This window comes from Marinobacter sp. (genome assembly GCF_048259445.1).
GTDB lineage: Bacteria > Pseudomonadota > Gammaproteobacteria > Pseudomonadales > Oleiphilaceae > Marinobacter.
The window spans coordinates 120,216-143,720 of record NZ_JBLXHQ010000008.1; the positions used below are offsets into that span (position 1 = coordinate 120,216).

The 23,505-nt window shown below is 56.0% G+C and carries 22 protein-coding genes; 19 read left to right on the forward strand and 3 right to left on the reverse strand.

Translation table 11 applies throughout. The features are described 5' to 3' along the window. Window positions 1-103 precede the first annotated feature (103 nt). From rpoH to ACN0RL_RS08085, 5 genes are all read left to right on the forward strand, one after another. The gene (rpoH, locus tag ACN0RL_RS08065; protein ID WP_417515502.1) at window positions 104-964 is read left to right on the forward strand and encodes an RNA polymerase sigma factor RpoH; all 861 of its coding nucleotides are present in this window, start codon (window positions 104-106) and stop codon (window positions 962-964) included. 236 nt (window positions 965-1,200) lie between these two features. Beyond that, complete coding sequence (locus ACN0RL_RS08070) at window positions 1,201-2,112, forward strand: NAD(P)-dependent oxidoreductase (protein WP_417515504.1); 912 nt, start codon at window positions 1,201-1,203, stop codon at window positions 2,110-2,112. A gap of 6 nt (window positions 2,113-2,118) precedes the next feature. After that, window positions 2,119-2,892, forward strand: coding sequence for a hydroxypyruvate isomerase (gene hyi, locus ACN0RL_RS08075; protein WP_417515506.1), 774 nt, complete (start codon window positions 2,119-2,121; stop codon window positions 2,890-2,892). A 108-nt stretch (window positions 2,893-3,000) separates the two neighbouring features. After that, a complete protein-coding gene (locus tag ACN0RL_RS08080) occupies window positions 3,001-3,681 on the forward strand; it encodes a response regulator transcription factor (protein WP_072795677.1) in 681 nt (226 codons plus the stop codon). Then, complete coding sequence (locus ACN0RL_RS08085) at window positions 3,668-5,149, forward strand: ATP-binding protein (protein ID WP_417515508.1); 1,482 nt, start codon at window positions 3,668-3,670, stop codon at window positions 5,147-5,149. The genes ACN0RL_RS08080 and ACN0RL_RS08085 overlap by 14 nt, the downstream gene beginning before the upstream one ends. 3 nt (window positions 5,150-5,152) lie before the next feature. On the opposite strand, the gene ACN0RL_RS08090 is transcribed toward ACN0RL_RS08085, so the two are convergent. Next, window positions 5,153-5,434 (reverse strand): hypothetical protein, encoded by a 282-nt coding sequence (locus ACN0RL_RS08090; protein WP_417515510.1) that lies wholly within the window; start codon window positions 5,432-5,434, stop codon window positions 5,153-5,155. 251 nt (window positions 5,435-5,685) lie between these two features. Continuing rightward, window positions 5,686-6,159, reverse strand: coding sequence for a transcription elongation factor GreB (gene greB / locus ACN0RL_RS08095; RefSeq protein WP_417515512.1), 474 nt, complete (start codon window positions 6,157-6,159; stop codon window positions 5,686-5,688). Window positions 6,160-6,366: 207 nt separating this feature from the next. On the opposite strand from greB, the gene ACN0RL_RS08100 reads away from it, so the two are divergent. Then, window positions 6,367-6,825, forward strand: a complete 459-nt coding sequence (locus ACN0RL_RS08100) for a hypothetical protein (protein ID WP_417515514.1) — start codon at window positions 6,367-6,369, stop codon at window positions 6,823-6,825. An 81-nt stretch (window positions 6,826-6,906) separates the two neighbouring features. Here the strand turns inward: ACN0RL_RS08100 and ACN0RL_RS08105 are convergent, their stop codons facing one another. After that, window positions 6,907-7,167, reverse strand: a complete 261-nt coding sequence (locus tag ACN0RL_RS08105) for an acyl-CoA-binding protein (protein ID WP_417515516.1) — start codon at window positions 7,165-7,167, stop codon at window positions 6,907-6,909. A 292-nt stretch (window positions 7,168-7,459) separates the two neighbouring features. Between ACN0RL_RS08105 and tssB the strand changes: the two genes are divergently transcribed. The 13 genes from tssB to tssA all read left to right on the forward strand — a co-directional run bounded on the left by tssB (window position 7,460) and on the right by tssA (window position 23,490). Beyond that, window positions 7,460-7,954 (forward strand): type VI secretion system contractile sheath small subunit, encoded by a 495-nt coding sequence (tssB, locus tag ACN0RL_RS08110; protein WP_417515519.1) that lies wholly within the window; start codon window positions 7,460-7,462, stop codon window positions 7,952-7,954. A 65-nt stretch (window positions 7,955-8,019) separates the two neighbouring features. Beyond that, window positions 8,020-9,501 (forward strand): type VI secretion system contractile sheath large subunit, encoded by a 1,482-nt coding sequence (gene tssC, locus ACN0RL_RS08115; RefSeq protein WP_417515521.1) that lies wholly within the window; start codon window positions 8,020-8,022, stop codon window positions 9,499-9,501. A 27-nt stretch (window positions 9,502-9,528) separates the two neighbouring features. Next, window positions 9,529-9,933 (forward strand): type VI secretion system baseplate subunit TssE, encoded by a 405-nt coding sequence (tssE, locus tag ACN0RL_RS08120; RefSeq protein ID WP_417515583.1) that lies wholly within the window; start codon window positions 9,529-9,531, stop codon window positions 9,931-9,933. A 135-nt stretch (window positions 9,934-10,068) separates the two neighbouring features. Further along, complete coding sequence (gene tssF / locus ACN0RL_RS08125) at window positions 10,069-11,841, forward strand: type VI secretion system baseplate subunit TssF (RefSeq protein WP_417515523.1); 1,773 nt, start codon at window positions 10,069-10,071, stop codon at window positions 11,839-11,841. Beyond that, window positions 11,805-12,821, forward strand: coding sequence for a type VI secretion system baseplate subunit TssG (gene tssG, locus ACN0RL_RS08130; protein WP_417515525.1), 1,017 nt, complete (start codon window positions 11,805-11,807; stop codon window positions 12,819-12,821). The genes tssF and tssG overlap by 37 nt, the downstream gene beginning before the upstream one ends. A gap of 19 nt (window positions 12,822-12,840) precedes the next feature. Then, on the forward strand, window positions 12,841-14,193 hold the full coding sequence (gene tagH, locus ACN0RL_RS08135) for a type VI secretion system-associated FHA domain protein TagH (protein ID WP_417515527.1): 1,353 nt from the start codon (window positions 12,841-12,843) through the stop codon (window positions 14,191-14,193). Further along, window positions 14,190-14,729 (forward strand): type VI secretion system lipoprotein TssJ, encoded by a 540-nt coding sequence (tssJ, locus tag ACN0RL_RS08140; RefSeq protein WP_417515529.1) that lies wholly within the window; start codon window positions 14,190-14,192, stop codon window positions 14,727-14,729. Before tagH ends, tssJ begins: the two co-directional genes overlap by 4 nt. Further along, window positions 14,729-16,063: a type VI secretion system baseplate subunit TssK gene (gene tssK, locus ACN0RL_RS08145; protein WP_417515531.1), complete on the forward strand. Its 1,335-nt coding sequence runs from the start codon at window positions 14,729-14,731 to the stop codon at window positions 16,061-16,063. Before tssJ ends, tssK begins: the two co-directional genes overlap by 1 nt. Before the next feature lie 3 nt (window positions 16,064-16,066). Beyond that, window positions 16,067-16,894 carry a type IVB secretion system protein IcmH/DotU gene (gene icmH / locus ACN0RL_RS08150; protein ID WP_417515533.1) on the forward strand — a complete coding sequence of 276 codons (828 nt, stop codon included), beginning with the start codon at window positions 16,067-16,069 and terminating at the stop codon, window positions 16,892-16,894. Window positions 16,895-16,904: 10 nt separating this feature from the next. Then, window positions 16,905-19,547 (forward strand): type VI secretion system ATPase TssH, encoded by a 2,643-nt coding sequence (gene tssH / locus ACN0RL_RS08155; RefSeq protein WP_417515535.1) that lies wholly within the window; start codon window positions 16,905-16,907, stop codon window positions 19,545-19,547. A gap of 176 nt (window positions 19,548-19,723) precedes the next feature. Then, window positions 19,724-21,295, forward strand: coding sequence for a sigma 54-interacting transcriptional regulator (locus ACN0RL_RS08160; protein WP_417515585.1), 1,572 nt, complete (start codon window positions 19,724-19,726; stop codon window positions 21,293-21,295). Continuing rightward, a complete protein-coding gene (gene vasI, locus ACN0RL_RS08165; protein ID WP_417515537.1) occupies window positions 21,292-21,975 on the forward strand; it encodes a type VI secretion system-associated protein VasI in 684 nt (227 codons plus the stop codon). The genes ACN0RL_RS08160 and vasI overlap by 4 nt, the downstream gene beginning before the upstream one ends. 45 nt (window positions 21,976-22,020) lie before the next feature. Then, the gene (gene tssA / locus ACN0RL_RS08170) at window positions 22,021-23,490 is read left to right on the forward strand and encodes a type VI secretion system protein TssA (protein ID WP_417515539.1); all 1,470 of its coding nucleotides are present in this window, start codon (window positions 22,021-22,023) and stop codon (window positions 23,488-23,490) included. Window positions 23,491-23,505: the final 15 nt, after the last annotated feature.

A 23,505-nucleotide genomic window follows, 5' to 3' on the forward strand; every position in this document is an offset into this window, starting at 1 on the left:
GATTTGAAACGTTTTACTGGGAAATTCGGGAACTTTTAAGGCTCTTGGCGGTCTAATCTTTATTCGCGTATATTATGCGGTCGTCAGGTTCGGAGGTTAAAGCATGGGTACGAGCTTACAGCTCATTGATAAACTGGTTCCGGGCGCCAATCTTGAGGCTTATATACAGGCCGCGAGTCGCATTCCGGTTCTGACCGTGGATGAAGAGCGGGAATTGGCGGAGCGCCTTCATTACGATGAAGACGTAGACGCAGCCCGTCAGATGGTTCTGTCTCACCTGCGTTTTGTTATTCACATTGCCCGCAGCTATTCAGGCTACGGCCTGGCGCAGGCAGATCTTATTCAGGAAGGGAACGTTGGCCTTATGAAGGCCGTCAAACGTTTCAACCCGGAATACGGTGTGCGGCTGGTTTCCTTTGCTGTGCACTGGATCAAAGCAGAAATTCATGAATTCATTCTGCGCAACTGGCGCATTGTGAAAGTGGCAACCACGAAGTCCCAGCGCAAGCTGTTTTTCAATTTGCGCAGCCAGAAGAAAAAGTTGGCCTGGTTGAGCCACGACGAACTGAATGCAGTAGCTGAGGATCTGGGAGTTGAGCCCAGGGTGGTTCGGGAAATGGAAGGTCGTCTGTCGTCTCACGACACTGCCTTTGACGGCCCCATGGATGATGACGACGACAGTGCTTACAAAGCGCCGGCGTATTATCTTGAAGACCACCGCAGCGATCCGGCTGTCCAACTCGAGAATTCAGACTGGACCGAGGACTCCAATGGCCGCCTGATGCAGGCACTGGGAGCGTTGGATGAGCGAAGCCAGGATATTCTGCGAGAGCGTTGGTTATCCGAGAACAAGGCAACGCTTCATCAGCTGGCCGACAAGTATGGCATCTCGGCGGAGCGTATTCGCCAGCTTGAGAAGAATGCCATGAAGAAGATCCGTTTGCAGATGGTTGAAGCTGCCTGATCTGGTAGTTTACGGGTCAGTGTTCTCAAAACGCCACCACCGTTCAGGTTGGTGGCGTTTTTGTTTGTATAGTGTGTAATGAGCACTCACCTATAAGAGGCAATTGGGCAGGTCTTTCCAAAACCGTGCGGAGCCATGGATGGCGGAGCCGAGCGTACAGGGATGTATTTACAGCGTGTTTTGGAAAGACCTGCCCAATTGCCTCCTACACCGATGCTGGATAGAGGCCCCCTCTCATGACCAAAAAACTTCCCCATATTGCTTTCCTCGGCATTGGCCTCATGGGTACTCCCATGACTCGCAATCTGCTGAATGCAGGTTTCCCAATGACTGTGTGGAACCGCACGGCCAGTAAGTGCGAGCCGTTTGCCAGTGAAGCAACGGTTGCCGACACTCCCGCAGATGCCGTGCGAAGCGCAGATGTTGTGATCACCATGCTGGAAAACAGCGATGTGGTGGAACAGGTGCTGGTTGCAAGCGGTGCTTTGGAAGCCCTTAAGCCCGGGGCCCTGTTGATTGATATGAGTTCCGTTCAGCCGTCGTTAGCTCGTCGTCACGCGGCGCTTGCGGCTGAAAAAGACGCCGGTTATGTGGATGCGCCGGTGTCGGGTGGCACCCTCGGAGCGCAGGAAGCACGATTGAGCATTATGGCGGGCGGCTCTGAGGAAGATATCTCCCGGGCTCGTCCGGTGTTGGAAGTGCTCGGCAAGTGCACGCGGATCGGCCCTGTGGGGGCGGGGCAGCTTGCCAAGCTGGCAAACCAGGCGATTGTGGGCATTACCATCGGGGCGGTGTCTGAAGCGTTATTGCTGGCCGCAAAGGGCGGAGCTGATCCGGCGGCCGTGCGTGAGGCACTGATGGGAGGTTTTGCCGGTAGCCGGATTCTGGAGCTGCACGGGCAGCGCATGATTGACCGGGACTTTGCGCCCGGCGCGCCCGCCCGTATCCAGCTGAAGGATCTGCGCATGATTCTGGATGAAGCACGGGCGGAGGGGTTAACGCTGCCACTGTCACAACAGGTGCATAATGAATACCTGTCTCTGGTCGCCAATGGCCACAGTGACGCTGATCACAGCGGCTTGCTACTGGAGCTGGAGCACATTAACGGAACCCGCCTTGGTGCCACTGGCCCGGGCCCCAAGGAGTAATTGGCCATGCCGCGTTTTGCTGCCAATCTGTCTATGCTGTTTACCGAAGTACCCTTTCCTGAGCGCTTTGCCAAAGCGGCTGAGGCCGGGTTTACCGGCGTGGAGTATCTTTTTCCCTACTCCTGGCCCAAAGAAATGCTCAGCAGTGCGCTGAAAGACAATGGCCTTACTCAGGTTCTGTTCAATATGCCGCCGGGAGACTGGGATGCCGGAGAGCGCGGCATTGCCTGCCTTCCGGATCGGGTTGATGAGTTTCGCGCCGGGGTGGATCAGGCGATCGAATATGCGCGGGAGCTGGGTTGCAAGCGGCTGAACTGCCTGGCTGGCCTGAAACCTGTTGAGCTGGACGAAGATACAGCCTGGCAAACGTTGGTGGCGAATATTGCATGGGCGGCTGACAAACTTGCGGTTGAGGGTATTACACTGTGCCTGGAAGCCATTAATTCGCGGGTCGACATGCCCAGATTCTTTCTCGACACGTCCGGTAAGGTCATTGCCCTGATCGAGGAAGTTGATGCGGATAATCTGCGCTTGCAGTACGACATCTACCATATGCAGATAATGCATGGGGATCTCGTGCGTTCCATGGAGTGCCTCCTGCCGTGGATCGGTCACATCCAGTTTGCGGATAACCCCGGGAGGAATGAGCCTGGAACCGGTGAGATTAACTTTCCGAATGTTTTCGCGGCCATCGATAAAATGGATTATGACGGCTGGGTAAGTGCGGAATACCGGCCTTCAGGCGTTACAACAGAAAGCCTGCACTGGCTGCCTGCATAGAACCGACCGTCGCCATTGGCGACACCCTCTTACAAGATCGTAACTGGCCGGTGTCACGAGTTATTCGTACTCTGTTGTTAATGTAATCCGCTATCAGGAGGGGATCCGGTGAAAGCGCTGGTAATCGAAGACGATCAGGACGTAGCAAATTATCTCGTTAAAGGTCTGAAGGAATCAGACTTCGTGGTCGATCACGCTGCTGACGGCAAGGATGGAATGATGATGGCCGCCAGTGGAGAATACGACATCATGATTGTCGATCGCATGCTCCCGGGCATGGATGGGCTCTCCATTATCAAGACAGTTCGCGCCACGGGAAACCAGGTGCCGGTTCTTATTCTTAGTGCGCTGGGCGATGTAGACGATCGCGTTGAAGGTCTTCGGGGCGGCGGTGATGATTATCTTACCAAGCCCTTCTCCTTCACCGAACTTCTCGCCCGGATCGAGTCACTGGTTCGCCGCAATCGCCAGTCTGCTGAAACCGAAACTGTGCTGAGGGTGGCCGACCTGGAAATGGATCTGCTGGCCCGTACAGTAAAGCGTTCTGGCCAGAATATTGATGTTCAGCCCAGGGAATTCCGGTTGCTCGAATACCTGATGCGTAACGCAGGCCAGGTAGTCACCCGGACCATGCTGCTGGAAAAAGTCTGGGATTATCATTTTGACCCCCAGACCAACGTGATCGACGTGCACATCAGCCGTCTGCGGGCAAAAATCGACAAGGAGTTCGAGACACCATTGCTGCAAACCATCCGTGGTGCGGGATACATGCTGCGTGAAACTGCTTAGCCAGCTCAGGACATCGTCCTTTCAGCTTGCCCTGCTGTACATGGTGGTGTTCGCCACCTCGGTATTTTTATTACTGGCCTTTATATACTGGCGTACAGCGGGCTTCATGACCGCCCAGACCGACGAAACCATTGAAGCGGAAATCGCCGGGTTAGCGGAGCAGTACCGGGGGCGGGGAGTCAATGGCCTGATCACGATTATTCGTGAGCGGGTTGCCCGTGATCCTAATGCAAAAACCATTTACCTGCTGACCACTGATGAATTTGTCAAACTGGCAGGCAACATAGAGACCTGGCCGGAAGGGTCCCGTTCGGAGAGCGGCTGGATCAATTTTACGCTCAACTCGGCTGTCGGTTGGACTGGCTCCGAGCGTCTTGCCCGGGCCCGCATCTTCGAGGTTCAGGGTGGGTTGAGATTGTTGGTCGGCCGCGATGTTGATGAGCTCACCAGTCTCAAACGGGTTATTGAAACCGCCATCAACTGGGGTATGGGAATCACCCTTGCTCTGGCGTTGCTTGGCGGCTTTCTGATGAGCCGAAGCACAACGCGGCGCATCGAAATCATCAACAATACCTCCCGGCGAATCATGAATGGACACCTCTCCCTCCGCATTCCGACTCGCGGTACAGAGGATGATTTTGATCAGCTTGCGGAAAACTTGAACCAGATGCTGGACCGGATTGTTTACCTGATGGAGGGTATCCGGCACGTATCCGACAGCATCGCCCATGATCTCCGCACCCCGTTGACGCGACTTCGCAACCAGCTTGAAAACACCCTGATGTCCGTCGATAACGATGAGGCGAGAGAGCAGGCCGGCCGTGCCGTTGCAGAAGCTGACCAGTTGCTTGCGACATTTAATGCGCTTTTACGGATCGCCCGCCTGGAGACCAAGGGTAGCTCCGGTGATATGAAGCAGGTTGCTCTGGATGAGCTGGTATCCGACGCCTGTGAGCTATATGAAGCCTTGTCGGAGGATAAAGACCAGGTATTTGAGCAGTCTCTGGAGGCCGGAGTTCTCATTGAAGGAGACCGGGATCTGCTGTTCCAGATGATCAGCAACCTGATTGACAACGCCATCAAATACACGCCTGAGCACGGCACAATTGGCGTGGCGGTGAGAAAAGAGGGTGAGAATGCGGTTTTTGAAGTCAGGGACAGCGGCATCGGAATTCCTGACGAAGAAAAAGATCAGGTATTTCAGCGCTTCTATCGTGTAGGCAAGAGCCGCTCATTGCCGGGTAACGGGTTGGGCCTCAGCCTGGTGAGTGCCGTTGCCGAGATTCATAAGGGCAGGATTATACTTAGCGATACCTGCCCGGACGAAGTGCCACCCGGTCTGACAGTAGCTGTGCACATGCCGGCTTTCACCCGTTTACGCAAACGTATCAGGGCTACCCAGGCGGAGCAGGCACAGGACTCTGCGGGCGGAGACGCTCCTGCCTCTACAGAAACCGGCCACGCCTGAAGTTCAGTGGCTCGGGCGGAACCGGTTTACCTGCGAAAGCACCGGCCCGATCAGGGCGTCTTTGCGAGTCTCAATCTGTTGGGTAATCCGTTCGATTTGTGAGCGGCGAAGGTTAAGACGAACCTGAATGCTGTCCCACTCACCCTCAAGATGCTTCTGTTCTGACATCAGGAAAGCCGCAATGTTATGGCGGTTGACCTTTCCGGTAATACCCATCTGGTCGAGGCGAAAACCCAGGGCGTCGACGCCTTCAAGGGCCATGTTCAGGAGCTGTTGTGTGTTCATTCGGCTATCTCCAAAGCTGAAAGCGGATAAAAGGTGTATTACCTGAAAGCTATCGACCTTCCCTAGAGTGTACAACCTAATTTTGTGTCCTGGCCGCCGGGGGCGTTCCCTGACTAAAAGGTAATCCATCAGCAAGGGCGCGGTAATACCGGATGTGGAGAATGAGAGGTGTAGAAAGAAGCAGGCCTTGATAGCCGCTTGCTTCTCCCTCCAGCACAGCGCTAGCCTTACCCCGTTTTTACGGGGTTTTTTTACGTCTTGTATTCAATGGCATTGATATACCAGGTAGTTGTCCCGGCTTCGGTTCTCACCTCCGCTTCGTCTCCAACTTCCTTTTTCAGCAGAGCGCGGGCCATCGGAGAATCGATGGAAATGTAGTCGTTACGGTTGAAAATCTCATCGTAGCCGACGATTCTGAATTTCAGGATTTTGCCGTCATCGTTTTCAATTTCTACCCAGGCACCGAAAAAGACCTTCCCTTCTTGCTCCGGGCGTTGATCAACCACCTTGAGGTTCTCCAGGCAGCGCCTCAGGTAGCGCACTCTGCGGTCGATTTCCCGGAGCCGCTTCTTGTTGTATTGGTAGTCTGCGTTTTCACTGCGATCACCAAGACTGGCAGCCCAGTTCACCTTTTTCGTGACTTCCGGGCGTTCAAATCGCCAGAGCTCATCAAGCTCTTTTTGCAGGTCGTCATAGCCCTGTCGGGTAATAAGAGGTGTCTTCAAGTCTGCTCCGGTCATTGTGATGGGAGTGAGTTACGAAACCTTCTTGAGCTTAAAACCTGGAATGCTCATAGGGTCATCTAATCACTCTTACCAGTGAAAGTTGTCACAAAACGGTCAATCAACCAAGAAATACGGCCAGCTTGGCGATAGACTGATCAAAAATTGACACCTTTCGAAGAAGGCGTGTCGCAGATCAGGAAAGGCGCCATGAATGTCTTGCATCCTATTGCCAGATCGTCTGAATTGATACGCTCTGGGCTTATCTCCACGACTTTCCTGCTCATGATAGCAGGGTCGGCCGGTGCACAGACCAGTGCTGGAGAGAGCCTGGTATTTGAGGTGGAGCAACGCTCAACGCTGGAAACCATCCCGTTTCGGTCAATCGCTGAAAACGACCTGTCGGATACGGTTATTGAAGGCGGCCTGGCGGCTCCAGCGGAAGGTGTTCCGGTGCAGCCGGCGGGTAACGATGACTTTTATCTGGATCCTCTGGCTTTGCAGCCCGGCGATGGCAGGACGGATCTCGGACGCTCAGAGATACCGGTAGAGTTTCGCTTCAGCACGCCCAAGCTGATCCCCGGGCAGACGCACAGCAATAATTACGTGATTCGTCCACCGGAAAACCGCACGTACGATGCACTCAATGTGAATATGACAGACCGCTGACAGGCGCGCCCTATTAACAGGTGCCCTGAATGGCGAGTTTGATCCCGGCGGACTACTGCCGGGATCGGAACGCAGGGTGGCTTACTTTACGGCTTCGAGCTTGTCGATGTACTTCTGCATGGCGTCATCTTTGGACATGCCTTTGCACTTTTCCCAGGCGTCGTATTTAGCGCGGCCCACAAAGTCCATCATGCCCGGGCGCTTGCCCGAAACATCTCCGGAGGTTGCCTGCTTGAACAAGGCATAAAACTCCAGCTTCATCTCATTGGAAGGTTTGAAGTCACCTTCCGCATTCTGGATGTAGTTTACCGCCTCGTCGAATCTGGCTTTCAGGTCGCTCATATCTCTTTCCTCCTTGGTTATCGGGATCTTGCAGTCATGTTTCGATAGGGTTTGTATGAGTATAGCTACGGCATTGCCCGCAGTCATTGACCGAATCTCCGGTTGCTTTTGCCAATAAGGCACAACTGCGGCCCGTTTGGCAAAAGTTTGCCCGTGCTCACAGACTGATGGATTGCTGGCGAGTTTTTGCTTGAGAAAACCCGTCTATCTGTGTACAGTTTTTGCGCTGCGCGCCAGGATGGTTCGCACAAGGGATTGAACAACTGCAAATGATTTGCACAGGGAGCAAGCCATGTCGTCTAAAGACGGTTCTGTCGCGCCGAAAGAGCGCATCAATATCAAGTATGTCCCCGCCACCGGAGATCAGCAGGCTGAAACCGAACTGCCGCTGAAGATGTTCGTCGTTGGTGATTTTAAAGGACACGCCGAAGAAACCCCCATCGAAGAACGCAAAGCCATTTCCGTCGACAAGAACAACTTTCGTTCTGTGATGAAGGAAGCCGGCCTTACGTTATCCACCACCGTATCCAACCAGCTGGAAGATGAGGCCGACGAACTGCCGGTCAACCTCGAATTCCAGTCCCTGGATGATTTCTCCCCCGATAGCATTGCCCGCCAGGTTCCCGAGATGAAGAAACTCATCGAACTGCGGGAAGCACTGGTTGCCTTGAAAGGCCCGCTGGGTAATGTGCCTTCGTTCCGTTCCAAGCTGCAGGAATTGCTGGATAACGACGAAGCCCGTGAAACTCTGTTGTCTGAGCTGGAACTGGCTACAGACGGCGAGTAATCATTGCTGCCGCCTGCACGCGGCACATAACACTGAATATCAATCACGTACTGAAGGGATGTGGTATGTCTGATACTGCTGTGCAGCAATCTGCTGCCTCCGAATCCGTAATGGAAGGCTCCTTGCTCGACCAGGTCATGGCTAATAGCCGCATGGCTCCGGCCGACGAGGGCTATGATGTCGCCCGCAAAGGCGTTGCAACGTTTATTGCCAACCTGCTGAAAAGCGAAGAAAAAGGTCAGCCGGTCAATAAGGCTCTGGTTGACCAGATGGTGGTCGAGCTGGATCGAAAGATCAGCGCCCAGATGGATGAAATCCTGCACGCGCCAAAGCTGCAGGAACTGGAATCGTCCTGGCGCGGCCTCAAACTGATGGTTGATCGCACCGATTTCCGCGAGAACATCAAAGTGGATATCCTGCACGCCACCAAAACCGAACTGCTTGAAGACTTCGAGTTTGCTCCCGACGTAACCCAAACTGGCTTTTACCAGCAGATCTACTCCACAGAGTATGGCCAGTTTGGCGGCGAGCCCGTAGGCGCTGTAGTGGGTAACTACTCGTTCACGCCCTCCACACCTGACATGAAACTGCTGCAGTATGTATCGTCGGTCGGTGCCATGGCCCACGCGCCCTTCCTGTCGTCTGTTGCGCCGTCGTTCTTTGGCGTGGACAGCTATCAGGAGCTGCCGGCGATCAAGGAGCTGAAGGCCGTTTTCGAAGGCCCGAAATACGCCAAGTGGCGCGCTCTGCGTGAATCCGAAGACGCTCGTTACCTGGGCCTGACATCGCCGCGCTTCCTGCTGCGGGTGCCTTACGACCCCACCGAGAACCCGGTGCGCAGCTTTAATTACAAGGAAGACGTCTCCGGCGATCACGAGCATTACCTTTGGGGCAACACTGCATACCTGCTGGCTACGCGACTGACTGAGAGCTTTGCCAAATACCGCTGGTGCCCGAACATCATCGGTCCCCAAAGCGGTGGTGCGGTGGAAGATCTGCCGGTTCATCTATTCGAATCTTTCGGCCAGCTGGAAGCGAAGATTCCGACCGAAGTGCTGATCACCGACCGTCGTGAATACGAAATGGCCGATGAAGGCTTTATCTCTCTCACCATGCGTAAGGGCAGCGATAACGCCGCATTCTTCTCAGCCAACTCGGTGCAAAAGCCCAAGCAGTTCCCGAACACCAAGGAAGGCAAAGAAGCGGAAACCAACTACAAGCTCGGCACCCAGCTGCCCTATATGATGATAATTAACCGCCTTGCCCACTACATCAAGGTGCTTCAGCGCGAGCAAATTGGTTCCTGGAAGGAGCGTCAGGATCTTGAGCGCGAACTGAATACCTGGATTCGCCAGTACGTGGCCGACCAGGAAAACCCACCGGCCGAAGTACGCAGCCGCCGCCCATTGCGTGCAGCTCAGGTAACGGTTTCCGATGTGGAAGGCGATCCGGGATGGTACCAGGTGTCCCTGGCCGTGCGTCCGCACTTCAAATACATGGGTGCCAACTTTGAGCTGTCGCTGGTAGGCCGTCTGGACAAGGATTAATCCGTGTTCAGTCGTGGCGCGCAGACCATGGGGGGCAGCCTGTTCGAACGATTGGAGCAGGCTGCCGCTCCGGAAGGCCAGAGCATGGGCGAAGTTACCCATGTGGTGAATTCCATCAAACGCCATCTCGTAAGACTGCTCAATGCGCATCCCGGCAATAGCGCCTGTGCGCCAGAGCTGGGGTTGCTGGACTTCAACGATGCGACTCTGGGTACCCACGACCTGAGTATCCAGATTCGCAGTGCGATTCGGCAGTGTATTGAGAAGTATGAGCCCAGAGTGAAGCGGGTTGATGTGGTTGCTTTGCCTCAGGGGCCGGATCCTTTGCAGTTGCGGTTTCAGGTAACGGTCTACCTGAACTTAGGCGCAAAAGACGACAAAACAACAATAGATTTGTTACTGGATGACAAACGTTACTACCGAGTGATGTAACTGACTGGGACCATGCTGGAGCGAGGGGGTGGGGATGCTTTTCTTCTGGGAAAAAACAACTCGCTTCGCTCAGACATTTTTTTCCCGCCAGAAAAGCATCCCCACCCCCTCTTGTCGAACATTGGTGTAGTTGAGATGAAGTTGAATCGGTTTTACAGGGATGAGTTGAGTTTTTTAAGACTGCAGGGGCGGGAGTTTGCTGAGGCGCATCCGCAGTTGACTCGATTTTTATCGGAGCAAAGCACCGATCCGGATGTTGAACGTTTGTTGGAGGGCTTTGCGTTTTTAACGGGGAAACTTCGTGAAAAAGTAGAGGATGAGTTTCCGGAACTTACGCATTCTCTGCTGAATATGCTTTGGCCGAATTATCTACGTCCTGTGCCTAGCTGCACCATCATGCGGTTTGATCCGCAGTTGCATGCAATCAGTGAAAGGCAGTCGGTTGACCGGCATACGGAGGTCAAGAGCCGACCGCTTGGGGATGCAACGCGCCAGACTCAGTGTCGATTTCGCACTTGCCGCGCGGTTGATGTTTTCCCGATCAGTGTGGCGGATGCTTCTGCGGAGCATTCCCGGGAAGTTTCATTGATGACAGTGGATTTGGCGTTGCACACTGATCAGCCGCTGAACGCCCTTGGGTTAGATAACCTGCGTTTCTACTTGGGTGGCGATAACCATACTGCGGAAACGCTCTACCTTTGGCTGAACCACTACCTCAGCCGCATGGATCTGGTCGTTGGCAGTTCGGTTTTCAGTCTACCGACGTCTTTGTTGAAACCTGTTGGTTTCGCCAGCGACGAGGCTCTGTTGCCTTATCCCAAGAACGCTTATTCCGGCTACAGGATTTTGCAGGAATACCTGAGTTTTCCGGAGGCGTTCCGGTTTGTGGATATCACCGGCCTTGGGAATCGCTTGCCGGCGGTTCAGGCAGATGAAATCAGCCTGCGCTTTCATTTCAGCCGGATACTGCCGCCGGAGGCCCGGGTTCGGGCGGAGAATATGCAGCTTTACTGCACGCCAGCGGTGAATCTGTTTACCCATGAGGGTGAGCCAGTGGATCTTAATGGGCGCCAGACCGAGTACCGAATTCTGGCATCCAGCCGCTCGCCGGATCATTTTGAAGTGTTCAGTGTTGAGCAGGTGGAAGGTTGGCTGGAAGGACGTTCGGGGCGGGGCGAGCGTCGGCTGTATACGGCATTTGAGAGTTTCCAGCATGAAGTTGAGCGGGATCGTGGCCGCACGGCGCTGTATTACCGGGTTCGGGCGCGGGACAGTGTGCGTGGTGATGGGTTTGATCACTATATGTCTTTCGTTCGCGGAGATGAGTCTGAGTGTATGGATCGCCAGGAAGCGATTTCCCTGACTCTGACGTGTACCAACCGGCAACTGCCCCAGCAGTTGGCGGTCGGGGAAGTATGCATGGCAACGGAAACTACGCCGGCGTTTGCGTCGTTCAGCAACATCACCCGTCCTACTGCAACGCTGCGGCCAACCCTTGATGGCAGTCTGTTATGGACGCTGATTTCCAATCTGTCACTGAACTATCTTTCCATGCTGGATGTGGATGCCCTGCGCACGGTATTGCGGGTGTATGACTTCCGAGCGCTGGTGGATCGTCAGGCGGAGCGGGTTTCCCAGAAGCGCCTTGCCGGAATCAGTGCCATTGAGACCAACCCCGTAGACAAGATGATTCGAGGGCTACCGGTGCGAGGAATCCGCTCGGTGATGAAGCTGGATCAGCAAGCTTTTGCCTCGGAGGGGGACTTGTACCTGTTTGGCACAGTACTCAGCCAGTTCTTTGCACTTTATGCCAGTATCAATGCATTTCACCAACTGGAAGTGGTGAATATAGACAACCAGGAACGGTATACATGGACGTTACAGCAAGGTCAGCAGCCGCTGATGTAGCAGGCCTGCAACCCGTTCTGGGCAATGCGCGCCGCTACAGTTTTTTTCAGCTGGTGGACCTGATTCACCGGCATCATGGTGATGACCAGGAGCGTGACCGGGACGAGCAGCCACGACAGGAACGCATCCGGTTTTCCTCGTCGGCGGGGTTGGGGTTTCCCGGCAGTGATGTGGTTTCAGCGGTTTCGCCGGAGCATGAACACGCGCCCTATCAGATGGAAGTGAGCTTTCTGGGCCTGCACGGTTCACAGTCGCCACTGCCCGGTTACTACCTTGAGGACCTGGCCTGGGAAGCCGGTCAGGACCTTGGGATACGTCGGCATTTTCTGGATTTCTTCAATCATAGGCTGGTCACCCTGTTTCATCGCTCCTGGCGCAAGTACCGGTACTACGTGCGTTTTCGCCCGGGCGCGTCGGATGGTTTTTCCGGTCTTGTTTATGCCCTTGTTGGCCTTGGTGACAGCCGCTTGCGGGAAGCAACGCCGGTTAACTGGTCGAAGATGCTGGCATATTCCGGGTTGATGGCGGGTCGCAGCCGGTCACCCGAGGTCGTCAGTGGCATCGTGGGGCACTGTTTTGACCTGGACGATGTCAGCATCGAGCAGTGGGTGCTGCGCAAAGTTGCCATTGCCGGAGATCAGCAAACACGCCTTGGCCAGAGCAACGCAACCCTGGGTAACGACACTCTGGTGGGTTCACAGATTCGTGATCGCAGCGGCAAGTTTATTCTGAGGATACGAAATCTGAGTCGCCAGCGTTTCGCAGACTTTTTGCCCAATGGACAGGATCACCAGCGCCTGGTGAAGCTGGTGGAATTTGCCACACGCGAGCAGTTGGCCTACGACCTTGAGCTGCAGATGCGGGCACAGGATATACGCTCAATACAGCTCGGTCAGGATGTTCGGCTGGGCTGGAACTCGTTTGTAACACCGGGAAAATCCCAACGCAGGCCTGCCGTTCGGATTCAGATACGCCGTTAAAAGAAAAGGGAAGGAAATCATGGAGGAACGGCAAATAAACAAGCTGAAACTGACGATCACCAATCCGGGCACAACACGCAGCGGGGCGAGCATTGAGCATAACTTCGGCCCCCGGGGTGGCACCATCGGTACAGCAGAGAGTGACACCTGGAAACTGTCTGCGCATCGCACCGGTGCCGTTGCAGGACATGCGGAAATCCGGCTCTTTGACGGCGGTTTCTGCCTGATTGACCGCAGTGGCCGAACCTACATCAATAGCGCGACGCAGCCTGTAGGCCGCGGCCGCAGGGCACGGTTGAATCAGGGCGATACCGTCAGCATTGGCCGCTATCGACTCCGGGCAGAATTATTTACAGGAGAACACTCAGGTACGCCGGCTGACCAGGAACTTGTGCACCGGGAGGACTTGGCGGACAGAAGGTTGGTGGATGGAGCAGAAGGCAGGCTGGCCCGCGGAGCCGGGCGTGGCAACGACGAGCAGGGGGCGGAACCCCTGGGAGGGCTGGTGTCGGCTACAGCGGAAACCATTAGTGCTGACCCCATGTCGCACTGGCAGGAAGAGCCGGTCCGCGCAAGCAGGGAGGAGAGCGCATTGATGGCAAGTGAGAGCGCCTGGTTGGCGACTGAAACAGGCGTAACCGATGAATACAGGGAAAATCGCGACGTGGCCATGGGCCTTCCAGCGAGGCAAGGAGAAAGGGACAGGATGTCACATATCAATACGAAAGCGCTGGATCGGGAGCTTGGTGAAAAGAGCGTTCGCCAGTGCGATCAAAGCCGCAAACATATCAGTGCCAGCCCGCTGATGCAGGGCATGGAAACAGGGCTCAAGTTTTCCGATAGCGACGGCATGCAGCTGTTTCTGGAGGAGGCCGGACAAACTCTGAAAGCGACGATTGAGGGCTTGCTGGCCTTGCATCAGGGCGAAGACAGTCGGCACCAGGCGCTGCGCACACGGCTGCAGCCTATTGAAGACAACCCCTTGCGCCTGGGTGGCGATTACGAGGAAACCGTGCAAACCCTGTTTGCCAGCCAGCGCAGCCCTGTGCATCTGTCGGCCCCCGCAGCTGTAAAGGAAAGCCTGCAAAGCCTGAACCATCACCAGCGAGCAACTCGCGAGGCAATCAGCGAAGCGCTGGAAGCCATCCTCCACGCATTTTCACCGGAAGCTCTGTTGCGCCGCTTTCATGGCTACCGGCGCGGGCTGCAGCAGAGTGAAGATGAAGGCCGCTGGGCCTGGGATATGTATCAGCATTACTACCGGGAGTTGAAATCGAGTCGCCAGCAAGGCTTTGAGCGTCTGTTTCAGGAAGTGTTCGACCAGTCTTACGATCAGCATTTGCGTCAACTACAAAGGGAGAATTTGCTGTGAAAATCCGCAAATGGAACTTGCTGACAATGGTTATTTTGTTTGTGCTTGCGGGATGCAGCACGCCCTATAACGCCGTCACCAAAACCGCGAAAGTACTCTGGGACCCTGATATTCCCGTGGGCTACCCGGAAGACCTCCCCAGCCGGGTGGATTTGACCATGGTTGCAGAGCCGGGTGTGAACCCGAACGAGTCTCTGGCACCGACACCAGTCGCCTTTCAGATTATTGAAATGCGCGACAGCTCGTTGTTGATGGCGGGTGATTTTGATCAGTTGCTGAATAACCTTAAGGACTCCCTTGGCCGCAACTATATCGACCATAGCGATTACACCCTCGTACCCGGTCAGTTCAAGTTTGTGGAGCCGTTCGAAATCGACAAGGACACGCGATTTATTGGCGTGATTGCCTTCTATGCATACCCGAACCTCTCCCAGTGGAAAAAAGTGGTTCGAGTGGACCCTGTTGGAGGTCGCTACCATTTGCTAGTGAACCTGCGGGACAGGGAAGTTCAACTCAAGCGGTCGGAAGAAACCTGATGGCAGTGACAAATCGAGTAGTCTGGAGTGATGGCCTGTTTATCAAGCCTCAGCACTTCCAGCAGCAACAGCGGTATCTGGAACATCAGATCAATGAGCGATCCCTGGCGGTTTCGGATTACCTGTACGGGTTTAGCGATCTTGAGCTGAACGCTGAATACCTGAGTTTTGGGCGTGTGGGCCTGGTGCGGGCCATTGGGCTGTTCCCCGATGGAACCCGCTTTAACTTGCCCCAGGACGATGTGATGCCAGAGCCTCTGGAGATCGCCGATGCATCGGTGGCTAATCAGGTCGTGTATATGGCTTTGCCACTGGGCAGCGACAGCCTGGCAGAAGTTGATTGGCCAGAGGCCCCCGTAGCCGGTAGGTTCCGGGCGCAGAGCACAGAAATCCGGGATCTGCACTCCATCGACGGTGACGCCCACATCATAGATGTGGCCCGGGTAGCGCCGCGCCTGATGCTGGAACGCGATGACCGCAGTGCTTATGCCGCAGTGGCCATCGGCCGGATTCTGGAAAAGCGCCCGGATGGAAGCCTGGTGATGGATCCGAATTTTATACCCACCATGTTGAGTGTTCGGTCTGCACCCAAGTTACAGCGCTTTGTCGGCGAAATGGCAGGTTTGATGCGGGAACGCGCGCGTAATATTGCGGAACGTGTGGGAGCGCCAGGGCAGGGGGGTGTCGCCGATGTGGCGGATTTCATGCTTCTTCAGATGCTCAACCGTGCACACCCGAGGTTCATGCACCTGGCTCGTTTGCGTCAACTGCATCCGGAGCGCTTGTACGAGGCCTTGCTGGAGCTTTGTGGCGAGTTGGTGACCTTTACTGACGAAGGCCGCTTGCCGCGGGAATACCCGGCTTACGACCATGACCTGCCGGAAGACTGTTTTACGCCGTTGATGCAGGTGTTGCGGCAATCCCTCAGCACGGTACTGGAGCCTCGCGCTCTGGCTATTCAGCTGCAGCAGCGCCAGTACGGCCTGACCGTCGCACCGGTGCAGGATGGCCAGCTGATTCAGGGGGCCGAGTTCATTCTGGCAGTGAAATCCGATATGCCTCTGGATGACCTGCGTAAGCAGTTCAGCCAACAGTGCAAGGTGGCCTCTGTAGAGAAAATTCGCGATCTCATCAGCTTGCAGCTGCCAGGTATTCACTTGTCTGCCTTGCCGGTGGCGCCGCGCCAGCTGCCTTACCATGCCGGGTTTGTGTACTTCCGGCTGGATGATCAGAGCCAGGCATGGCAGATGCTCGAAAATGCCAGCGGCTTCGCCTTCCACGTGGCGGGCAACTTCCCGGGTCTGGAAATGCAGTTCTGGGCCATCAGGAGCTAAAACATGACAGATGCACAGGTAATGGATTTACCCAATGGCAGCAGGCATTCCGGCGGCAGTGCATTCAGTGAATTATTGTTTGCTGAAGAAGAGCCGCGAAGCGGCGTCTCCGGCAGCGATTTCGGTAATGAACAGTTCCAGCTCAGGGGGCTGGAAGACAACCGACTGACTGATGCAGCCACGCCCTTGCTCGGGTTGGTCATCCGGATTCGCCGGCTGGCGGATTTCGGATCGGTTGAACGCCTCTATCAGCAGGTCGTTGACGAAGTCACCGCTATAGATCGTGAGTTGGTTGAGCAGGGCTACGAACGTCCTACGGTGGTGGCTTATCGTTACGTGCTGTGTGCCTTTATTGATGAAGCGGTGTTGGGTACGGACTGGGGTGCTCATAGTATGTGGTCCCAGCACTCGTTGCTGTCTCGTTTCCACAACGAAACCTGGGGTGGCGAGAAAGTATTCGCCATCCTCGCGCGCATGGAACAGGAGCCGGCGCGCTATAAGGACATGTTGGCCTTTATCTACCTGTGTCTTTGCCTGGGCTTTGAAGGTCGATACAAGGTTATGGAAAACGGCCGTGATGAATACGAGCAGATTCTGCGCGGGCTTCACGAGCAACTTCAGTCGCTCAAGGAAGACCCTGATTCCGCTCCTCTGACAAACGCGCAGATCAACGTAACGCAGGCACGTAGCCGGCTGCGCAGCGGTCTGCCGCTCTGGGGTGTTGCCGGGCTGTTTGCGGCGGCCATGGTGGGAATATATAGCCTGTACAACATAGCGCTGGAAGAACGCATCAGGGATGTGCTCAGCGTACTGGAACAACTACCGAAATAAGGACATCACTGTGATTCGGGTAGAACTGCCGGCGCTGATTGCGCGCCTTAACGACATTTGCCGCAACGGGCTGGAAGCCTCTGCGGCTCTCTGTATCAGCCGCCAGGGAGCGGAAATTACTCCGGCCCACCTGCTGTTCAAACTGCTGGAAACGCCGTTTTCCGACGTGCGCCAGATTCTGAATAAGGCCGGAATTGATCATCTGGAGTTTCAGCCTGTTGTTGCTGAAAGCCTGAACGGTGAACTGCAAACCGCGGAGCCTTATCCATCTTTTTCTCCCCTGCTGATCGATCTGCTGCAGGATGCCTGGCTGCTGGCATCCACTGAGCTGGATCACCGGGACATGCGCTCTGGTGCCATCTTTCTGGCCTTGCTGTTGAACGCCGACCGCTACCTCATGCCCCAGGTGAGCCAGCAACTACGGGACATAAACCGTGAACAGCTGCGCCGCCAGTTCGACACCATGACTGCAGGCTCCGTTGAGCGCCCGGAAATGGCAGAAGGCAAAACCGATGCGCCCCTGGCGGAAGCGGATATGGGTCCGCTCAAGCGCTACGCTACCGACTTTACCGCTCTGGCCCGTTCAGGAAAGCTCGACCCGGTGGTGTGTCGCGACCCCGAAATCGATCAGATGATTGATATTCTCTGTCGCCGGCGCAAGAACAATCCCATCGTGGTAGGGGATGCCGGCGTAGGCAAAAGCGCCATTGTGGAAGGCCTGGCCCGGCGTATTGTTAGCGGCGAAGTGCCGGAGCGCCTGCAAAAGGTAGAGCTCTGGACTCTCGATATGGGCGCATTGCAGGCCGGAGCTTCGGTAAAAGGCGAGTTCGAGAAACGCCTGAAAGGCGTTATAGAAGCGGTGAAAGCCTCAGCTACACCCATCATTTTGTTCATCGACGAAGCCCACACCCTGATCGGCGCGGGCAACAGCGAAGGCGGCTCCGATGCTGCCAACCTGCTCAAACCGGCGCTGGCCCGAGGTGAACTGCGTACCATCGCCGCCACAACCTGGCGCGAGTATAAAAAGTACTTCGAGAAGGACCCGGCTCTCAGTCGGCGCTTCCAGCCGGTGGCTCTGGATGAACCCAGTCCGGCACAGGCCGTGCACATTCTTCGTGGACTGCGCACAGTGTATGAGACAGCCCATCAGGTTCTCATCGCTGACAGCGCCCTGCAAGCCGCCTCCGAAATGTCCGCCCGTTACCTGGCCGGCCGGCAGCTACCGGATAAGGCCATCGATGTGCTGGATACCGCGTGTGCTCGCGTAAGCCTCAACCTGAGCACGCCGCCGCGACGGCTCAGCCATGCACGCAGCGAACTGCACCAGCTCTCTATGGAACAGGAACTCCTCAGCCGCGAGCACACCCTTGGCCAGCACGTCGATGCTGACCGGGAAAGCGGATTGGAGCAGCGCATCGCTGAACTGAATGAACAGGCAGCTGAGCTTGAGCAGAACTGGAATGTCCAGCGTGAACTGGTCGCCCGCCTGGTCGAGATCCGGGAACAACTGTTGAACCCGGTAAAGGCTCCGGAAGCGGTTGCGGAAGGCGATAGCTCGCCAGAAGAGCGGGGCCTGGAGGAACAACCGGGCCTGCAAAGTGAAGCCGCTGCAATCGAACAGGAACTTGCTGAATTACAGGCTGACGAGCCACTCGTGCATGCCCGGGTAGATGCCCGCCAGATTGCCGAAGTTATTGCCGACTGGACGGGCATCCCTGTCAACAGCATGACCAGTGACGAACTGGAAAAAATCACCCACCTGCCGGCGTACCTGCAGGCCCACATCAAGGGTCAGAATACCGCCATCGACTGCCTGCACCAGCATCTGCTCACTGCCCGAGCAGACCTTCGTCGGCCGGGCCGCCCCATGGGCGCCTTTCTGTTGGTCGGCCCCAGTGGCGTCGGCAAAACCGAAACTGTGGTGCAGCTCGCAGAACTGCTCTACGGCGGTCGCCAGTTCCTCACCACCATCAACATGTCCGAGTATCAGGAAAAGCACACAGTCTCCCGCCTGATCGGTTCACCTCCGGGCTACGTCGGCTATGGCGAGGGCGGCATCCTCACTGAAGCCATCCGCCAGAAACCCTATTCCGTGGTACTGCTGGACGAAGTGGAAAAAGCCCACCCGGAAGTCCTCAACCTGTTTTACCAGGCCTTCGACAAAGGCGAACTGGCAGACGGTGAAGGCCGCGTGATCGACTGTAAAAACATCGTCTTCTTCCTCACCTCCAACCTCGGCCACCAGACCATCGTTAGCCATACCGAACAACCGGAGAAGATCGAAGAAGCCCTGTATCCGGAGCTGGCCGACTTCTTCAAGCCAGCCCTGCTGGCCCGGATGGAAGTTGTGCCTTACCTGCCGCTGAGTGAAGACACCCTTAACCGCATCGTCGGCGACAAACTGGAGCGCCTGGCGCAGCAAATCAGCGATCGTTATCACACAAAGGTCGTTATGGAAGACGGCCTGGTAGAAGCTATTCGCAGTCGTGCAACCAGAAGCGAAAACGGTGCGCGTATGCTGGAATCGATCATCGAAGGCGAGTTGCTGCCGCCGGTATCGCTGGCGTTGCTGGAGAAGCTGGCGGCGAAAGAGCCGGTAACACAGGTAACTCTTCGGATTTCAGAGAACAGATTTGCAGGCGTTGTGATCTGAGGGTAACTGAGACCTAGCGCAGCCTGCGGGGTGGCTTTCCAAAACCCTGCGGAGCCATGGATGGCGGAGCGGAGCGTACAAGGATGTATTCACAGCGTGTTTTGGAAAGCCACCCCGCAGGATGCGTGGGCGACGATCTTCTTAGTCATTGTTCTGGGATGAATAGCATGGGAAGAATGCAGATGGAACTGCACACCGGCATTGAACTGGCAGTCGCATTGACCCGCCAGACAACGCTGCCAGACTTGCTGAAAACCGCCACAAAACAGTTCGAAAACACCTTCGGCCTAAACCGCTGCTGGGCACTCGAACTCGACCTCAGCGGCCGCACACTGCACTGCGGTGACCTGACAGAGCCCGGCGAATTCGATTGTGGAGATTTCAGCCACCCCTTCGCTCACCTGCTGCAAACCGGTCAAGCCCGCGAGCTTACCCGCGCTGCCAGCTACCGCCTCGATCATCCCGGCTTCCAAAGCCTGCTCGAAGCCAGCGACCGCCCCAAATCCTTGTGGCTTGAACCTCTCAAGGGCGATGACGGCCGCACTCTCGGCATACTCATACTTTGCCGGGACGAGCCCGGCTGGAACGGCATAACCGCCCAACCTCTTTATCGCGGCCTCCTGCAACTGCTAGCTCATCAATGGGTTGTGCAACTACAAAGCCGTGATCAGGTATGGCAGCGACGCCTGCTCAAACATTCACTGGACAACCTGAACGATGCAGAAGCCGTCCGCCAACGCTGTGAAAACCTGGCCCGTACACTCGTAGGTTCTTCAGAAGCCATGAGCAGGCTGCGTGCTCAGGTAGTTCGGGCTGCCTCCAGCCAGCTGTCGGTGCTGATTCAGGGCGAAACTGGCTGCGGCAAGGATGTGGTCGCCAGAGGTGTTCACGAATTGTCCGATCGGGCTAAGGGTCCCATGGTCGTGGTCAACTGTGCCGCCATACCGGAGAGCTTGCTGGAGAGCGAGCTATTTGGTCATACCAAAGGCGCATTTTCCGGCGCCGACCGGGCCAAAGAGGGGCTTCTGGCTCAGGCTAATGGTGGCACGCTCTTTTTGGACGAAATTGGCGACATGCCCATGGCGCTGCAATCCAAGCTCCTGCGGGTACTGGAAAGTCGCGAGTTTCGGCCCCTTGGGGCACAAAAGGAACAGCGTTCCGATTTCCGGCTGGTTTCTGCAACTCATCAGCCATTGCGCCAGGGCATTGAAGGCGGCAGTTTTCGTCGGGACCTGTTTTATCGCCTGAGCCAGTTTCCGCTCCAGATAATGCCACTGCGCGAACGTCTGGATGACCTTGAAGCTCTTTCCCGCCACTTTATCCGCCTGTATACCGAGCGCGAAAACACAGGGCCTTTGGGTATCAGCAGCCCAGCCTTGCAGACACTCTCGGCCTATGACTTTCCAGGCAATGCCCGGGAGCTTCGCAACATTATTGAGCTGGCCTGTTTGCAGACGCCGGCCGGCGACGACATTCAGCCAGAAGTGCTCAGGCTCACAGACCTTTTTGCTGAGCCTTTCAGCACTCACAACTACACATGTGCCCTACACGGACCAGACGCCCCGGCGATGCCCGGTTCGTACGAGATCCGCGATCTAAAAGCTGCCTCCCAGGCCTTTGAAGCTGCAGTTATTCAGGATCGCTTGCGCCAGTACGGTGGTAACCGCGCTCAGGCCGCTGAAAGCCTTGGCCTGCCGAAGCGCACTCTCGCACACAAGTGTCTGAAGTATCAGGTGGCTGAAGCATGAAGTACTTGAAAGCTCTGACGTACTCATGCGCGAGGGCGTCCTCTGTGGGCGTTCTGATTCTGGCGGGCATGAGCGCGCAGGCGCAGGCTGGAATATTGGAAGAGGCCCGCAGATGCACTGGCGAAACTCAGCGTCTGGAGCGGCTGGCATGTTTTGACGAGGTCTTTGGTACTCCTCTCACCGCGCCCGAAGCAGATGGCAGGCCTAGTGATGGTTTTCGCAATATAAAGCGCTCTACGCGCTGGCGTGAGGCTTATGCAAGCGCTGAGGTAGAGACTGCCGTCGCTGGTGTCCGTTACCGTAATACTGGGCAGGCCGCTGGCCACGTGGTCACAGTTCCGGCACTGGGTGCACAGCCGCCGCGGCCTTTACTTGTTCTGCAGTGCCACAAAAATATCACCGAGCTTACCTTTATGTTGCCGGAACCACTGGATGCTGAACGGGTAAATATTGGGCTTGGATCTTCAGAAGCTGTGGGCAAAAGTGCCTGGAGAGTTCGGGATAGTGGCTACGTACTCAGTATAGGGCGCGGTTTGCCCGCTATCCGAGCCGTCAAGGCGATAGGGGTGGAAACCGATATTCGCGTTTTCTCCGAGAACAGTCGTATAGACGGTTTGTTGTTCGACCTGACGGGTTTCGAGAAGGCTGTTCGCCCGATTCGCGAGAACTGCGGCTGGTAGCCGGGACGCGAAAACAAAGACGCAAGGACGCGAGGATAGAAAGACATGCAGGTTATCGAGCAGCACCCCTACGTTGAGCAGGTTGTAACCCCTCTGGATAGCGAGTTTGTGGCAGGCCCGACGCTGGGAGAGGACGCTGACCTCGAATTCCTTGAAACCGAAATAATGAAGATTGGCTCTCTTGCTCACGCCGACATTGATTGGAGCAAGGTTGAAAGCGAGTCCCTGAAAATTCTGTCGGCCCGCAGCAAGGATCTGAAAGTGCTTGGTTTTCTGCTGATAGCACTACAGCGAGGCGGCGACGGAGAGCGTTTTGCGCTATCCCTCTATCTGCTCCAGCGCGTGCTGGAAACTTGGTGGGAAGACGCCTGGCCGTACCCCGGTGATAAAGGTAAACGGGCACGGAGAATGTTGTTCACCCAGATGCTTCAGCGCGCAACCAAAGGTGTGGCGGGAATATCCTTCGATGCCAGTGTGGGGGATGGCCGCAGTTTTTCGCTGGAAGTGCTAACAAAGATCCAGGGCCAGGCGCAACAGCGGGAGTTGCCCGGAGACGCCTTGTCGGATCTCAGGCGCTCATTTGAACAGCTACCTCAGGCTCAGGACGCGGTCGCTGGCTCTGGAAATATGCCAGACAAGAACTCAGAGCAGGGCCTGGATGTACCCTCTTCCAGTTCCTCTGCTGGCGGTCGGACCAACACTGGCACCTCGCCTGCGACAACACCGGCCAACCCGGCGCTCGGTGCCCTGACATTGGACCCGGGCGATGAGCGAGCCACTCGTCAGAGCCTGTTGAGGGTGGCAGATATGCTGACGGGAACCCAGCCTGAGCGCCCACTGGGCTATCAGGTTCGGCGATATGCGATCTGGTACAGCATTACATCGGTACCACCAGCCCGGGATGGCAAGCGCTCGGACCTGGCGGCAGTGAGCGCGGATCGGATTGCGGAATATCGCGAGGGCCTGGAAAAATCGCCAGATCAGACGCTTTGGCAGCGTATAGAACAAAGCCTTTCGGTTAGCCCGTTCTGGCTTGAAGGTCACCGCCTCAGTGCAGGTGTTGCCTCCGCTTTAGGCTGTGACAATTGTGCTGATGCCATTCGCGCAGCTGTTGATGAGTTTGTGGCAAGGCTGCCGCAGTTGCAAGAGCTGACGTTTAATGATGGCACCCCGTTTTTATCCCCTGAAACTCAGGAATGGCTTTGGTCGGCTGCCACACCGGGGCAGTCCGGTGTCAGCGCCAGCCCCTGGGAACAGGCCTATGACGCGGCGCGGGAGCTTGTCGTCGAGAAAGGCCTGGCGCCAGCGATGCAGTTGCTTGAAGACGGTCTGGTAGATGCCCGGGAACCACGGGAGCAATTCTACTGGCGTCTGGCCTCAGCGCGACTAATGAAAGACGCCGGTCTGACCAGCCTGGCTTCCCGGCAGATCAGGGATCTGCAGCAGCAGTTAGGTGGCCTGGTGATTGACGACTGGGAGCCAGCGCTGTTGAAACAACTTGAGCAATTATCCTGAAATCGGATTAACGAA